Source organism: Entomomonas moraniae, from assembly GCF_003991975.1.
GTDB classification, from domain to species: domain Bacteria; phylum Pseudomonadota; class Gammaproteobacteria; order Pseudomonadales; family Pseudomonadaceae; genus Entomomonas; species Entomomonas moraniae.
In genome coordinates this window covers 2,301,811-2,318,996 of sequence record NZ_CP029822.1, presented here as the reverse complement: position 1 = coordinate 2,318,996, position 17,186 = coordinate 2,301,811, and the positions used below count along the sequence as shown (strand labels likewise).

Annotated in this window: 9 protein-coding genes and 1 pseudogene; all 10 read left to right on the top strand. The window is 38.0% G+C overall.

Annotation, left to right across the window (positions count from 1 at the left end):
• Window positions 1-528: 528 nt before the first annotated feature.
• Window positions 529-1,563, top strand: a pseudogene (locus tag DM558_RS16060) (methyl-accepting chemotaxis protein); the annotation flags it as partial.
• 81 nt (window positions 1,564-1,644) lie between these two features.
• The gene (locus tag DM558_RS10830) at window positions 1,645-7,698 is read left to right on the top strand and encodes a hybrid sensor histidine kinase/response regulator (protein WP_127164022.1); all 6,054 of its coding nucleotides are present in this window, start codon (window positions 1,645-1,647) and stop codon (window positions 7,696-7,698) included.
• Window positions 7,695-8,165, top strand: a complete 471-nt coding sequence (locus DM558_RS10825) for a chemotaxis protein CheW (protein WP_127164021.1) — start codon at window positions 7,695-7,697, stop codon at window positions 8,163-8,165. Before DM558_RS10830 ends, DM558_RS10825 begins: the two co-directional genes overlap by 4 nt.
• 69 nt (window positions 8,166-8,234) lie before the next feature.
• Window positions 8,235-9,026, top strand: a complete 792-nt coding sequence (locus DM558_RS10820; RefSeq protein WP_127164020.1) for a transporter substrate-binding domain-containing protein — start codon at window positions 8,235-8,237, stop codon at window positions 9,024-9,026.
• A gap of 53 nt (window positions 9,027-9,079) precedes the next feature.
• Entirely contained in the window at window positions 9,080-9,865 is a 786-nt protein-coding gene (locus DM558_RS10815) for a transporter substrate-binding domain-containing protein (RefSeq protein ID WP_127164019.1), read from the top strand.
• Window positions 9,866-9,942: 77 nt separating this feature from the next.
• Window positions 9,943-10,911 carry an amino acid ABC transporter permease gene (locus DM558_RS10810; protein WP_127164018.1) on the top strand — a complete coding sequence of 323 codons (969 nt, stop codon included), beginning with the start codon at window positions 9,943-9,945 and terminating at the stop codon, window positions 10,909-10,911.
• The gene (locus DM558_RS10805; RefSeq protein ID WP_127164017.1) at window positions 10,904-11,638 is read left to right on the top strand and encodes an amino acid ABC transporter ATP-binding protein; all 735 of its coding nucleotides are present in this window, start codon (window positions 10,904-10,906) and stop codon (window positions 11,636-11,638) included. The genes DM558_RS10810 and DM558_RS10805 overlap by 8 nt, the downstream gene beginning before the upstream one ends.
• A gap of 12 nt (window positions 11,639-11,650) precedes the next feature.
• Window positions 11,651-12,076, top strand: a complete 426-nt coding sequence (gene cadR / locus DM558_RS10800) for a Cd(II)/Pb(II)-responsive transcriptional regulator (protein WP_127164016.1) — start codon at window positions 11,651-11,653, stop codon at window positions 12,074-12,076.
• A 52-nt stretch (window positions 12,077-12,128) separates the two neighbouring features.
• On the top strand, window positions 12,129-14,156 hold the full coding sequence (locus DM558_RS10795; RefSeq protein ID WP_127164015.1) for an OPT family oligopeptide transporter: 2,028 nt from the start codon (window positions 12,129-12,131) through the stop codon (window positions 14,154-14,156).
• A 144-nt stretch (window positions 14,157-14,300) separates the two neighbouring features.
• Window positions 14,301-17,150: a valine--tRNA ligase gene (locus tag DM558_RS10790; protein ID WP_127164014.1), complete on the top strand. Its 2,850-nt coding sequence runs from the start codon at window positions 14,301-14,303 to the stop codon at window positions 17,148-17,150.
• Window positions 17,151-17,186: the final 36 nt, after the last annotated feature.

Here is a 17,186-nt window from a genome sequence, read left to right as displayed (position 1 = left end):
AAGCTAGTCAGTAATTTACGTAATGCTAATCAAAATACACTTCTTAAGCTAAAAGAAGAGCAAAGCGATATTCGATTGATCAATCAACTACAACAAGAGTCTATTCTTTTAGAAACTATACAATACGATTTAAATGAATTATTGACGAATTTTGCCTCAACAAAAAACTTAAGCAATTCATTAAATGTAAAGATGAAAGAGCTAAATAGCATATTTGATATGCTAAAGCAGAGTGGTGTATTGCCTGCGAGTGCCCAAAGAGTTTTATTGGCTGCGACAGAGTCACAAAATCAATTAGCTTCTAATATCAAAATAATTGCAGACAATGCCAGTGATGTGACAGCATTACAAGGGTTGGATAAGTCTATTTCTAGTAATACAAGAATATTATTAGATACATCATCAGACTTAGCGCTTAATCTTGAGCGTCAAACTTCAGCACTTGGTACAAGTTCAATTCTTAATTATATTATAGTTATCTTAATTATTTTAGTTGTTATTAGTATTGCACTATTAGCTGAAAAAACAACACGTAAACGTTTGCAAGAAACGGCTAAAGAAAACTCAGTGAACCAAGAAGCTATTTTACAGTTGTTGGATGAAATCGGTGATTTGGCTGATGGTGATTTAACAGTAAGTGCTACTGTATCTGAAGCTTTCACAGGGGCTATTGCAGACTCAATTAATTATTCTGTTGAGCAACTACGTGACCTTGTACAAACAATTAATCAGGCTTCAGGGCAAGTATCTGTCACTGCTGAAAGTAGTCAGGCATTGGCGATGAATCTTGCTGAGGCCGCAGAGCATCAGGCGGGTGAAATTGCTGGAGTATCCGTTGCAATTAGTGAAATGGCTAGCTCTATTGATAAAGTATCAGAAACTGCACTTGAATCAGAAACAGTGGCCAAACGATCAGTAGAAATTGCACATAATGGTAACAAGATTGTGCATAATACAATCTCAGGGATGGATACTATTCGTGAACAGATTCAAGATACTTCTAAACGTATTAAGCGTTTAGGTGAGTCTTCTCAAGAAATTGGTGATATTGTTGGGTTGATTGATGATATTGCGGAGCAGACAAATATTCTTGCACTTAATGCTGCTATCCAAGCATCGATGGCAGGGGATGCTGGGCGTGGTTTCGCTGTGGTTGCGGATGAGGTTCAGCGATTAGCTGAAAGGTCTTCTGCTGCGACAAAGCAAATTGAAACGCTTGTTAAAGCAATTCAGAATGATACCAATGAGGCTGTAATCTCAATGGAACAAACAACTTCTGAAGTTGTTCGAGGGGCAAAACTGGCAGAAAATGCAGGTATTGCACTTGAAGAAATTGAAACGGTATCACAAGCATTAGCACGTTTGATTCAAAGCATTTCTAGTGCAGCTAGACAGCAAGCCTCAACGGCTGCGCATATTTCGAAAACGATGGATGTTATTCAAGAAATTACTTCGCAAACATCCGCAGGTAGTACAGAGACAGCAATGACTGTCGGTAAGTTAACTACCATGGCAAGAGATATGCAACAGTCTGTAGAGGGATTCAAGTTACCAAATAATTGATTGACTTTTTTTTCAAAAATACTATGTTAAAGTTTATATTTAGTCAGTTACTAAAAGAGGCTTGTTTTGGGGGCAACACTTATGGTTATGAGTAAAATGGCAGATGATGGCCATGATTATGTTGCTCTTAGTTGGGTAAAAGCAGAAATTGTTAGTAACTTAGAGCATGCACAACAAACTCTCAAACAGCTAGTTGATAATGCTAACTCCCTTGATGAAAATGATATCACTGAGAAGTTAACTATTTGTCATGAGTTATTGCATCAAGTGAGTGGTGCTTTACAAATGGTTGGATTCCCTGGCGCTACATTATTTGCAGAGGAAATGAAGCTGCTATCCGGTGAGATACTACAAAGGAGTGTAGAAGATTTTAACAACAGCTTGCAAATATTGATTCAGGCTGTATTGCAAATGCCTTCTTATTTAGACATTATTCAAACAGAAGGTCAAGATATCCCCATTGCTTTATTACCTCTAATTAATCAAATGCGAGAGTGTTATAAAGCGAATTCTCTATCGGAAATTGAGTTATTTTCTCCAAAGTACTATGGACCTTCATCATCTTTAACCGATGAAGAGTTAAAGGAAATTAATACAGAAGGGCTAACCAATTTATTACGTAAGTTACGTCAATCACTACAATTATCATTAATTGATTTGATCCAGAATCGAAATTTTGAGGTTGCAGTGGATCATTTAATTAAAATTTTTAATTATCTTGGTCGCTTATGTAAAACAACGGTTATTTCTAAGTTTTGGCAAGCAGCACAGGCATTTGTGATTGCTATTAATGAAAAAAGTATTCCTAATAGTCTGGATACTAAATTATTACTCAAGCAAATAGACTTGCAAATAAAATTATTAACAGAAAAGGGTGTGGCTGGTATGAATGTTCCTGCACCCGATGACTTGTTAAAAGAGTTATTGTTTTTATTGTCTTCTGTTGAAAGTGACTCAGCGGAAATTCAAAAGATAAAAAAAGAGTTCCAGTTAACGACCTCAACGTTTGGTATCACAGATATTAACCAGCATACTAGTCTTGAAGAAACAGGCCGTCCTTCTTTTGCTCTAGTTTCTCAAGCATTAAAAATAGACTTTAATTTTATTCAAGGCAAATTAGAGTTATTTACAGATTCGACTACTCAATTGTTTGAGTTAGAAGAAGTCCTAGAAAAGTTTAAAAAAATCTCTAATACATTAGAAGTCTTAGGGTTACCTGAGCAAAGAACTATTATTAATCAAGAAAATGAATTAAGATCACTTATAGCTGATGGCCAATTTAGTCAAGAGCATCAATTAAATATGAAGAAGTCTTTGGCTGATGTAGAAAAGACTATAGTAGTCGCAGTTGATAAGTTCCTTCATGATGAAACCTCTACTGTACGTGATACTACGATAAAAGAAGTTGCCTATGAATTGGTTAAGGTTAAAGATATTCTATCCCTTTATTTTGATAGTGAGGGAGAAGAAGGTGGTATTACAGATGTTCCTGTTTTACTTACTCATGCTGTTCATAAGCTAGGGATTCTTTCTCAGTACACGGCTGCTGCTGTTGCTATTCGTTGCTTGCAGTATATAGAAGATCATTTTATTAATGATTTTGTGTATCCAGATAATAAAAGCATTGAGCATGTTGTGGGTGCCATTGCAAGCATTGATTACTACATGGATTGTCTCATTAAAAATCAGATAGTTTCTGCCGGAAATGTGTTAGATTTTGCAAAAGAGTACTTAGTGGCATTGAATTATTCTCTACCTGATGATTGTCAAACTATAGTTTCAGAATTTATATCCTCAAATGCAATAAAAGAAAATAACCAGAACGACAAAATACCTGAGGATATTGGTAAGGAGCTTGACATTATTGAAGCCGATGAGCCTATAGCAAGCACTCAAGAAGTGGCCACCCCCATTATTAATGTGAATGATGAAAATATTGTGGATGATGAATTGGTTGAGATTTTCTCAGAGGAAATGGATGAGATTTTTGAAACATTATCTATTCACTTGCCTATATGGACTGGTAATACTTATGACAATAATGCTCTAAAAGAAGTACGCCGAGCATTTCATACAATTAAGGGCAGCGGCCGTATGGTTAAAGCTGTTTTTATTGGTGAGCTTGGTTGGTCTATTGAAAATATGCTAAATCGTGTTTTAGATAATACGATTTCTCCCTCTGCTTCTTTATTAGCATTAGTAAAGAAGGTCGTAGATATTTTACCTGAGTTAGTTAAAGAGTATGCGGCAGGTAAACAGCACGAGCGTCAAGATGTAAACAATTATATGGAAGAGGCTAATGCCTTAGCTACAGGACAAGATTTACCTGTTGAGCACAGTGAGGTTGTTCCTGAAGAGGTATTAACCGAAGAAATACCGGATATTACTGAAACTGTACAAAATAATGAACAAATAAACGAAGTGCCTATAGAGATAGATAGCACAGAAGTAAAAATTGATAAATATGAGGCTGATTCGCAAGACTTTGATACAGAGCTAGTCGATGTTTTTGTTGCAGAAGCTAGAGTGCATATGCAAGTCTTGAGGGCATTTATTTATCTGTGTGAGCAGTCATTACCACAAACGGTGACAGACTCCTTGCAAAGAGCTATGCATACACTCAAGGGCAGCTCATTGATGGCTAACTTAGGCTTGATTGCCAATATTGCCAAGCCATTTGAAGCGTTTCTGAAAGAATGTAGCATTAATGGATGGCGAATAGATAAGATAGATTTTGAGTTGTTAAAGGATGCATATTCATTATTAAATGAAGGAATTAACCAATTAGAGCTTCATTCTTTAGCTCCAATTGAAGGCACTGAAGCTTTAGTAGAGCGTATACGCTTGCGTCGAGACGATTTACTATCACAGCTAGAGCTTAATGTTACTGCCGACATAGATAAAGATAGTGAGTTATCAACTGCTCAATCAATTGCCAACCTTTTAACACAAGTGGATCTTTTGTTAGATGCAGAGGACTATATAAAGGCGTGGTGGGAAAATAAAGGGCAAGAATTTGCTGAGCTACAAGGGTTGCAGCATGAGTTAAATGCCATATTACCAATGGCTATTAAGATAGGTTTGGAATCTATTGTAAAATTAATCAATGCCCTATTAAAAGCATATCAAGCAATAATTGATAATATGGTTGTATTAAATGATGCATTTTTTATTGCATTCATTAAAACACACCAAGTTTTATTAAATTGTATCGATCAGTTAGCTGCTGCACAATCTATATCAGATCATAACGCAGAAATAATGGAATTAGAAAAGGCGCTCGTTATGCTTGATAAGCATCATGAAGTCGCGTCTGCGGTAACTAAGAATCTAGTGCATGATGATCTTATCCAAGAGGACACATTAGTGCTAGGGGCGCCAGCTCCTAAAGGACCTATTATACAATCTGATCATATTGATGCTGATATGGCTGAAATCTTTCTTGAGGAAGCTGATGATATATTAGAACAGGCAAGAAATGATTTAGATGATTGGATAAAGGACCAAAAAGCAGATGCTCTAAAAGATTTGCAGCGTCAACTACATACGCTGAAAGGTGGTGCCCGGATGTGTGGTGCTGTAGGGTTAGGTGATATTGCACATGGCCTTGAGTTTATTTATGAGGGCTTATTAAATGGCCGTTATAGTTATTCCGCTGATTTAGTAGAGTTATTAAATAAAGCCCATGATTCTTTGCAGTTAGATATTGATACATTGCATGATAAAAATGTTCTTTTAAATAATCCGGCATTATTGAATGCAATACAGGTCTTCCGAAAAGAAGGCAGAGTGATTCTAGATGACTTTTCTACACCAGATGTGGACGTTTCTCCTACATCAGTCATAGAAGACACTAAAGCGATTGAGTTAGTTGCTGATAAAGATAATACAGCCAAAGTCGATGTAGAAAATACTAATACAGCTGTTGGTCTAGCGTTAGTGAAAGATGAGGAAAACTATCCTAACCCAATAGAGTCTTCTGGCGTAGAAGATAGTATAGTAACTGATTTAGGGGTTACAGATGATGCAATCAATGCACCAGAGATTGAAGAGACACTAGAAAATAAAATTAGCATATTGCCTGAAAAGGAACTTTCCACAGAAGTTCCCGTTACTGAGACTCAACCACCCACTGCTGCAAACAGCATAGCAAAAGAAGCATTTACTCTTTCAGATGGTAAGGCAGTATTTAAACTTTTAGAGGTAACAAAACTGCCAGTACTAGAGCGTGTTGACAGAGAAACTAATAAAGAAGTTACTGAACAAGTTAAAGTATCAGCTGAGCTACTAGATAACTTAGTTAATCTAGCGGGTGAGACTTCTATTTATCGTGGACGTATTGAGCAGCAAAATAGTGATTTGGCGAGTGTTCTATTAGAGATGGAGTCAACGGTTGACCGGGTTCGAGATCAATTACGTCGTTTAGATATAGAAACCCAATCCCAAATTATTTCAAGGCATCAGACAGAGACTGTTTTAGATTATGCTGATTTTGACCCCTTGGAGATGGATCAGTATTCCCAATTACAACAATTATCACGATCATTATTTGAGACTGCCTCTGACTTATTTGATTTGAAAGATACGTTGAAGCGTCGTAATCATGATATATCTGGTTTATTGCAACAACAAGCACGTATTAATACAGAACTTCAAGAAGGTTTGATGCATACGCGGATGGTTCCCTTAGACCGTATTGCTCCCCGTTTGCGTCGTCTCGTTCGTCAAGTATCATCAGAGTTGGGTAAAGATGTTGATCTCGTTATTGGTAATACAGCTGGAGAAATGGATCGTGGTGTTATTGATGCCATTATAGCACCATTAGAGCATATGATTCGTAATTCACTGGATCATGGTATTGAAAAAAGAGAGATTCGTGTTGCAGCAGGTAAGCCTGAAAGGGGTACTATTACTCTTGATTTAATTCGAGAGGGTGGTGAAATGGTTTTGCGCCTTAAAGATGATGGTGCAGGAATTTCTATCGCTGTAGTAAAAGAAAAAGCAATCAGCAAAGGTTTAATGGAAGCTGATGAAGTGTTATCAGATAAAGAAATATTACAGTTTATTTTAGAGGCAGGCTTTTCGACTGCCAAGAAAATTACACAAATTTCTGGACGTGGCGTAGGATTGGATGTTGTTGTTAATGCTGTTAAGCAATTAGGTGGTGCTTTAACATTAGACGCCGAAGAAGGTAAGGGAACCACTTTTTCTATAAGGCTACCTATTAACTTATCTGTTAGTCGTGCATTGATGGCTCGTGTTGGTGAAGAAAACTATGCTATCCCTATGAGTAGTGTGGAAGGTGTTACTTATATTTCAGCAGAGCTACAAAAAGAGTTCTACCAGTTTGGTGCCGCTGAACTTGAGTATGGTAATGAATCTTATCGTGTAAAATACTTGGGTGAACTTTTAGGTAATCGAGTTACAACACAGCCTCAACACATAATAGAGGAGCGTGCTCCTGTATTGTTAGTCCGTTCTGGCGATTATTATATGGCGTTGCGTGTCGATGAGTTACTTCCTTCAAGTGAGGTTGTGGTTAAAAGTTTAGGTATACAGTTTTTGTCGGTTCCTGCTATTTCTGGTGCAACTATTTTAGGGGATGGTAATGTTATTATTATTCTTGATTTAAGTGCATTAGTGCGTAGTTATTTTACTAGTCAACATCAAGCGAAAATGGCTGAGGATAGAAGGGTTGCACATAGTGAAGTTGAGCTAGCACCTGAACTATTTAGTCGCCCACCACTGGTCATGGTAGTGGATGACTCTGTAACAGTACGTAAGGTGACTACTAGACTCCTTGAGCGTCAAGGTATGGAGGTTGTTACCGCACGAGATGGTCTAGATGCAGTGACACAATTAGATGAAAGAATTCCAGATATTATGCTATTGGATATCGAAATGCCAAGAATGGATGGTTTTGAAGTGGCAACTCGCGTACGTCATGATGCAAGAACTAAGCATCTTCCAATTATTATGATCACTTCACGAAGTGGTGATAAGCACAGAGAACGTGCATTAGGAATAGGTGTTAATGAGTATATGAGTAAGCCTTTTATGGATGCTAGATTAATTAAGACTATATCCGATTTATTACCTGCTTTCCAGGTAAACCTATTGGAGAGTAGCTCATGATAGAGCAAAATTTTATTCAAAAAACGGCATTAGATGTATCATTAATTACTCTAGTTGATCGTACATTAGCCCTTCCGAGCTCTGCTATTGTAGAGGTAATACATGTTATTGTCCCTCAAGTTGTGGGTAAAATGCCTCGTTGGTTCTTAGGTTTTTTACCATGGCAAGGGTTACGTATTCCATTTGTTTCATTTGAAGGTATCTGTGGTGCAGGTTTTAAAATTAATAATACATCCAACATATTAATTTTAAAAACAATTACGCCAACATTACAATGCAAATTTATTGCACTATTAATTCAAGATGTTCCAATGGTGTGTCCCATAACAGAGGATATGGTCATTGATGTCGTAGGTGATTTATCAAAGTATGAGCTTGAAAATATAAAAATTAATGAGTTTGTTGCTAAAATTCCTGATATACCATCTGTAGAGAAGCTATTAGTTCAGACAGGTGTATTAGTTTAATATTTTAGTAAGACTAGATATCATTATTTACATTGAAAATAGCTATTTTATAGCTATCTGTGAGGCAATATGAAAAAGTTATTAACGATATTATCTTTTTGTGTCGTTTGTTTTTTTAATAGTGTCTACGCGGGAATGGTTGAAGATGTAGTTCAGCGCGGGAGTTTAAAAGTTGGGTTGACACCTACTTATATCCCTTTTGAAATGACTAATAAGCAGGGAGAGATTATTGGTTTTGAGGTTGATATATTAAGGTCAATGGCAAAATCAATGGGTGTAAAGTTGGAGTTGATTTCTGTTTCTTATGATGGACTTATCCCTGGCATGTTAACAGGAAAGTTTGACTTAATTGCTAGTGGTATGACAATTAATCAACAGCGGAATCTTAAGCTTAACTTTTCGGAGCCTTTCATTCAAACAGGCCAGACATTAATTATTCGAAAAGACCTTGACCATAAGGTTAAATCTTATAAAGATTTAAACCAAGAACAATATCGTATTACTTCACAGGTAGGAACAACGGGTGAAGTACTTGCCAAGAAATATATGAATAAAGCTCAGTATTATGGTTATAACAGTGAGGCAGAGGCTTTTTTAGAGGTAGTCAATGGCAAAGCAGATGCTTTTATTTTTGATGAGACCTACAATGTGATTGCTTTGCATCGGTTAGGGAATAATAAAGTATTGCATTTAGACCAACCCATTACTAAGGAGCCGATTGCTTTTGCTGTTATGCAAGGTGACTATGATAGTGTCAATTGGATTAATAACTTTTTAAATCAAATAAAAAATGATGGTACTTATAACCAGATTTATAATAAGTGGTTTAAAAAAATGGACTGGCTGAAGGATATGGAGTAACAATAAGCTATATTGCTTATTGTATGATAAAGTTTAATGTTAATAGGTTAAATATGAAAAAATTTATTTTAGGTATATGTCTGTTATGTAGCTTCAATTTTGTGTGGGCAGGCATGATCGATGATGTAGTTCAAAGGGGCACGCTACGCGTTGGTCTAGACCCTACCTATATGCCATTTGAAATGACGAACAAGCAAGGTGATATTGTAGGTTTTGAAGTAGATTTAGTTAGAGCGATGGCAAAATCATTGGGCGTTAAGTTGGAGATTGTTTCTATTGCACAAGACGGAGTTATTCCAGGCTTATTAACCAATAAATTTGATATGATTGCCAGTGGATTATCATTAACTCAAGAAAGAAATTTAAAAGTTAACTTTCCAGATCCCTTTATTATGACAGGGCAAACTATTCTTATCCGAAAAGGTTTAGAAGGTACCATAAAGTCTTATAAAGATTTAAATGACCCAAAATATAAAGTGACATCCAGACTGGGAACAACAGGCGAATTTGCAGCTAAACGCAGAATTAGTAAAGCGCAGTATTTTGGTTATAATACGGAAGCAGAGGCGGTATTAGAGGTAGTGAATGGTAAAGCAGATGCGTTTGTCTTTGATGCCGCGTTTAATGTGGTTGCTGTTCAAAAACTAGGCAATGGTAAGTTAGTCTTTTTAGATGAATCTTTTACTTATGAGCCCTTAGCTTTTGCTATCAGGAAGGGTGATTACGATAGTATTAATTGGATTAATAACTTCTTAGCGCAAGTAAAAAATGACGGTACTTATGATCGTCTATACAATAAATGGTTTAAAAGAACAGATTGGTTAAAAGGAATGGAGTAAAATCATTCCTAAATTAGCTATAAAAAACAGTATGAATTAGCTTATAATAGCCAATTTATAAGCTCTTTATATACAATATGTCTAAATCCTCTCAACACCATTGGCTATGGCATTTATTGACAGTAGCCATACTTGCCACGATTGCATTCTCGTTTTGGTATGCTTCTGTTTCTACTGCGTATAAGTGGGACTGGAATAATATCACTAATTATTTTTATTATAAAAAAGAAGTCGTACTAGAGACAGCTCCTAGTGATGTTGAAGTCTCTAGTATTAAGAGCCATGATGGCAAATCGACTATTATACTACTTGATTATAGTACCGATGAGAAAACAACAATAACTGTTTCCACTGGTCAGGTAAAAGTTGTCGAAGGGCAAGAGTTAGCAGAAGGAGACTCGATTGCTTCTAAGAGTAGTTGGATTGTAGGTCCCTTTGTAGAGGGTTTCTTTACAACACTTTGGATTTCTATTGTATCTGGTATCTTAGGAATGATATTAGGACTAATCACAGGCCTTTGTCGTATTTCTAAAAATCCTACTCTAAGGGATTTGTCTACGGTTTATGTTGAGCTTACGCGGGCACTCCCGTTGTTAGTTATTATCTTTATTGTTTACTATGTTTTTGGCGCTATTTTTAACTTATCGCATAATACAGCGGCCATTATTTCTCTTTCATTTAGTGCTGGCGCTTACATTGCCGAAATTGTAAGGGGTGGTATTCAGTCTATTTCAAAAGGTCAAACCGAAGCCGCTAGATCTTTAGGGATGGGAGCTTTTACTACCATGTGGTTGATTATTTTTCCTCAGGCATTGAGAAGAATGCTTCCCGCATTGACAGGACAGTTTATTAGCCTAGTAAAAGATACTTCATTACTATCAGTTATTTCTATTGTTGAAATAACCAGAGCAGCTCAATTATCAATTACAACGTCATTAAAACCATTTGAAATGTGGTTCTGTGCTGCAGCACTTTATTTGTTAATTAATATTCCGCTTTCTATTTTGGCACGTTATCTAGAAAAAAGGCTGGCAAAAAGTGATTAATGTAAAAGAGCTTAATAAGGTATTTGACAGCAAAGGCAGTATTGTTCGTGCCGTTGATAATGTGAGTATTGATATTGCTAAGGGCGAGGTGGTTGTTATTGTCGGGCCATCAGGCTCAGGTAAATCAACTTTCTTACGTTGTTTAAATGCACTGGAAGAAATGGACAGCGGTGCAATTGCGATTGATGGCGTTAAAATAGGGCATTCTAAAACCAATATCAATGCGCTACGTCGTGAAGTGGGCATGGTTTTTCAACATTTCAATTTATTTCCACACATGACGGTTCTAGAAAATTTGTGTGTGGCTCAGCGAGTTGTTCGTAAACGTTCAAGCAACGATGCCATTGTGAAGGCCAAAGAGTTGTTAACAAAAGTGGGAATTGCTGAGAAAGTTAATGAATATCCCTCACGTTTATCAGGTGGTCAACAACAACGGGTGGCTATCGCCAGAGCACTTTGTATGGATCCTAAAGTGATGTTGTTTGATGAGCCTACATCAGCACTAGACCCTGAGATGGTAGGGGAAGTGTTAGATGTGATGCGTAAACTAGCGCAAGAAGGGATGACCATGGTGTGTGTAACCCATGAAATGAAGTTCGCCAAAGAGGTCGCTGATCGAATTTTATTTTTTGATCATGGTAAATTGTTAGAAGATACAACACCTGAAAAGTTTTTCTCAGCACCCAAAGACCCAAGGGCTAGGGAATTTTTACAACAAGTTCTTTAGTGGAGAAAACATATGCGTATAGGCGAGTTGGCAGGACTAACTAATTGCACAGTAGAAACCATACGCTATTATGAAAAGCAAGGATTGCTTCCCAAAGCATATCGAACAAATAATAATTATCGGGTATACAGTGATATTCATTTAGCGCGTTTGAAGTTCATTCGTAACTGTCGCAGTTTAGATATGACACACGAAGAAATTCGCGAGTTGTTAAAGTTGGTGATTGATACCCCTAAGGATGATTGTAGTGTTATCTCCAACCTGTTAGATGAACACCTTGAGCATGTGAATACTCGAATAACAGAGTTACAGGAGTTACAAAAAGTATTGTTCGATTTACAAAAGCGCTGCTTAAGTCCTTCTTCTATAGACCATTGTGGTATTGTCCAAGAGTTAACAGAAAAAGAGATTCCAACGGTTCATAAAAGCCATTTATAATCCAAAAAAAACACGCTGACTATAATGCAGCCGTTATTAATTGAGAGTATTAATGAGTTTAAACACAAAAGATTTAAAAGAAATTACAGTTAGAGGTATTGTTTTAGGTGCGCTGATAACTCTTGTTTTTACTGCCTCCAATGTTTATTTAGGGTTAAAAGTGGGATTAACCTTCTCATCATCTATCCCTGCTGCCGTTATTTCTATGGCGGTGCTGGGTCTTTTTAGCCGCTCCAGTATTTTAGAAAATAATATGGTGCAAACTCAAGCATCTGCGGCGGGAACACTTTCAGCTACTATTTTTGTATTGCCTGCTCTTTTGATGGTTGGGTATTGGCAAAGTTTTCCGTTCTGGCAAACGATGATGATTTGTGGGGCGGGTGGGATGTTAGGGGTCGTTTTTTCTATTCCCTTACGCCGTACGATGATTGTAAACAGCGATTTACCTTATCCTGAGGGGGTAGCCGCTGCTGAAATTTTAAAAGTTGCTCATGATAATGAAGAGAAGAACGAATCAGGGGCCAAGAGTATTTTATGGGGCGGAGCTGTTGCCAGTGCCTTTACTTTTATAACAGGTGGTTTTCAACTATTAGCCAGTGGCGCTAGTTATTGGCTCCGGTCAGATAAAGTGATTTTTCAGTTTCCTATGAGTTTTTCACTGGCACTTATGAGTGCTGGTTACTTAATGGGGCTGATGGCGGGAGTTGCCATGTTAATTGGTGCTATTTTGGCATGGTTTGGTTTTGTACCGTATCTCATGTTCACATCGGATATTCAACAAACGGTGAGTACGGATCAACTGATTAGTATGGCTAATGCCTTATGGAAAGATCAAGTACGCTTTATTGGGGCAGGGACATTGGCGATTGCTTCTGTATGGACATTATTAACACTTTTTAAGCCAATGATCCATGGCGTAAAGTTATCTTTTCAAGCGTTAAGAGATAAAACAATTACCCAAGAGCGCACCGATAGAGATTTATCAGCAGGCGCACTCATTGCTGTATTGTTAGCCTCTTTAGTCGTATTGGTGATAAGTTTTTATTCGTTTGTGGATGATGCCCCTGTTTCGAACCTTTATGCTTGGGGGTTAGTCCTGTTTTCGGTTGTCGCTATTTTTATTATTGGTTTTTTTATTGCGGCAGCCTGTGGATACATGGCAGGTCTTATCGGTTCCTCGAATAGCCCTATTTCTGGTATCGGTATTGTAGCTGTTATTGTTGTATCGGTATTGCTGTTGTTGTTAACAGAGCAATTAATTAGCACCGATGAGGGAAAGAAATTTGCAATGGCATTGGCTATTTTTATTACGAGCGGTGTTGTTGCTGTAGCCGCCATTGCTAATGATAATTTACAAGATTTGAAAACAGGGTATTTAGTGGGCGCTACGCCAAGAAGCCAACAAGTTGCATTATTAATTGGTTGCGTGGTGGGGGCCATTGTGATAGCTCCTATTTTAGATGTGCTTTATCAGGCTTATGGCTTAGCAGGTGCTGTGTTGCCTAGAGAGGGGATGGATACGACCAGTATGTTATCTGCTCCGCAAGCTACCCTCATGAAGACGATTGCCACAGGAATCTTTTCTCATCAGTTAGATTGGACTATGTTTGTTATTGGCCTTATTGTGGGGGCTATTTTTATAGTCATTGATGGGGTGTTGAGTTATAGCTCAAAGACATTGCGTATTTCTGCATTAGCTGTTGGTTTGGGTATCTATTTGCCTGTTGATATCACTATGGCGATAGTTGTTGGTTCACTGCTTAATTGGATAATTTCATGCCGTGTTAAATCGAAGAAATTAGCTAAAGATGAAGAAACAAAAATGCTAGCCGATACTAATCGGCGAGGCGTCTTAATAGCGTCTGGTTTCATCGTTGGAGAAAGTTTGGTGGGTGTATTATTAGCCATTGTTATTCTCATCAGCTTATCGTTAGGTTTGAGTGATACGCCATTTTCCCTTGATCGTTATCTAGTGCCCATGTTTGGAAGTGCACTACCTGTACTTAAGAATAGCTTAGGCTTATTGGTTTTCATCGTGGTGTGTGCAGTTTTCTTTAAAAAGACATTTGATAAAAAATAATAACTTTTTCTTTTTATATTTTTTTGACTAAGCAGAATAGATTAGCTACAGCAGAAAGGAGATAAAACTATTTTCTGTGATAGCGAATAGTTTTTGCTATAATCAATTATTTACTAAATAAATTCAGAATAGACAGCTATCCCTATGGACAAGACATATCAACCTGACAGTATTGAGCGCTCATGGTATCAAACATGGGAATCTAATAACTACTTTGCTCCACAAGGTAAAGGTGATCCGTATTCGATTATGATTCCACCGCCTAACGTGACAGGCAGTTTACACATGGGGCATGGTTTTAATAACGCCATCATGGATGCCTTGATTCGTTATCGTCGTATGCAGGGTAGAAATACTTTATGGCAGCCCGGAACTGACCATGCAGGTATTGCGACTCAAATGGTAGTGGAGCGTCAGTTAGGTTTGCAAAATATCACCCGCCATGATTTAGGCCGTGAAAAGTTTATTGAAAAAGTGTGGGAGTGGAAAGCTGAGTCAGGTGGTAATATCACACGTCAAATTCGTCGCTTAGGCTCTTCCGTTGACTGGAGTCGTGAGCGCTTTACGATGGATGAAGGTTTGTCTAATGCGGTGAAAGAAGCCTTCGTACGCCTTTATAATGATGGTTTGATCTATCGTGGTAAACGCCTTGTGAATTGGGATTGTAAATTCCACACGGCGATTTCTGATCTTGAAGTTGAAAGTCATGATGAAAAAGGTCATTTATGGCATTTACGCTATCCATTACTCGATGGTGCTAAAACGAAAGAAGGTAAAGACTATTTAGTCGTGGCAACGACACGCCCAGAAACAGTATTAGGTGATACCGCTGTTGCTGTACACCCTGATGATGAGCGTTATCAACATTTAATTGGTAAAACGCTACGCTTACCGATTGTAAATCGTGAAATTCCTATCATTGCCGATGAGTATGTTGATCCTAAATTTGGTACAGGCTGTGTAAAAATTACACCTGCCCATGATTTTAATGACTACGAGGTAGGTAAGCGTCATCACCTAACCTTAATAAATGTATTAGATGCTAATGGAGCTATCTTAAAAACAGCTCAAGCTTTTAATATTGATGGTTCGGTTAAGACGGATATTGATACGGTATTGCCCGAAGTTTATGCTGGCTTAGATCGTTTTGATGCAAGAAAAGCCATTGTTGCTGACTTTGAACAACAAGGGTTGTTAGAGAAGATCGAAGATCATGCGTTGAAAGTTCCTCGTGGTGATCGTTCGGGTGTTGTGATTGAACCATGGCTAACCGATCAATGGTATGTGAAAGCATCAGAGCTAGCTAAGCCTGCGATTGAAGCCGTAGAAGATGGTCGTATTCAATTTGTACCAAAGCAATATGAGAATATGTACTTCGCGTGGATGCGTAATATTCAAGACTGGTGTATTAGTCGCCAATTATGGTGGGGTCATCAAATTCCTGCATGGTACGATGAGCAAGGCAAAGTATATGTAGGGCGTGATGAAAATGAAGTTCGCCAGCAGTATAACCTTGCGGCTGATATTGTTTTAAAACAAGACCCTGATGTATTGGATACATGGTTTAGTTCAGGACTTTGGACATTCTCAACTCTTGGTTGGCCTGAGCAAACCGAATTCTTAAAAACATTCCACCCAAGCTCTGTTTTAGTGACTGGTTTTGATATTATTTTCTTCTGGGTTGCCAGAATGATTATGTTGACCATGTACTTAATTAAAGATGAAAAAGGTAATCCTCAAGTACCCTTTAAAACTGTCTATGTCCATGGTTTGGTGCGTGATGGACAAGGCCAAAAAATGTCTAAATCTAAGGGTAATGTGTTAGACCCATTAGATATTATTGATGGTATTGATCTGGGAACCTTGGTTAAAAAACGTACCTCGGGCTTAATGCGCCCAAAAGATGCAGCAAAAATCGATAAGCAAACCCGTAAAGAATATGACGATGGTATCGCGGCTTACGGTACAGACGCGTTACGTTTTACTTTCTGCTCGCTTGCCTCAACAGGGCGTGATATTAACTTTGATATGAACCGTGTTGAGGGCTATCGTAATTTCTGCAATAAAATCTGGAATGCGGCACGTTATGTGTTAATGCAATGTGAAAATCAAGATTGTGGCCAAAAGGATGAAGCCGTGGAGCTTACCTTGGCTGATCGTTGGATTATTTCTGCATTACAACGCACAGAAGCAGAAGTGTCTCGTCATCTTGACCAATTCCGTTTTGACTTAGCCGCGCAATCGCTCTATGAGTTTATTTGGAATCAATATTGCGATTGGTATTTGGAGCTTTCTAAGCCAGTATTATGGGATGAAAATGCACCAGCTGAGCGCTTACGCGGTACACGTCGCACTTTAGTAAGGGTGTTAGAGGCCGCTCTTCGTCTTGCACATCCATTTATGCCATTTATTACTGAGGAAATTTGGCAAAGCATTAAAGGGCTTGCAGGTAAATCTGGTGATACCATTATGCTACAGCCGTATCCTGTTGCAGATGAGGCGAAGATTGATACGCAAGCCGAAGCCGATATTGAATGGTTAAAAGCCTTCATTAATGGGATTCGTAATATTCGTGCCGAAATGAATATTAATCCTGGTAAGCCGTTAGATGTATTACTTAATCATTACAATGTTGAAGATGAGCGTCGTTTACACGATAATGAAGCATTTTTAAAGAAATTAGCAAAGCTCGATTCAGTAACCTTGCTTACAGGAAGCGATGCACCACCTGCTGCCGCCGCATTAGTGGGAGATATGGAAGTACTAGTGCCTATTGCAGGGTTGATTGATAAAGAAGCCGAACTTGCTCGTTTAGATAAAGAAATTCAAAAGCTAACGGCTGATGCACAGAGAACGACGGGCAAACTAAGTAATGCTAGTTTTGTGGAGAAGGCACCGGCTGAGGTGATTAAGAAAGAGCGTGCAAAACTAGCTGAAGCTGAGCAAGCCATCAGCCGACTCAATGAACAACGTAGTAAAATTATTAACTTGTAAAAGATTGGCAGAAATTGTAGTGACTAAAGAAGATCC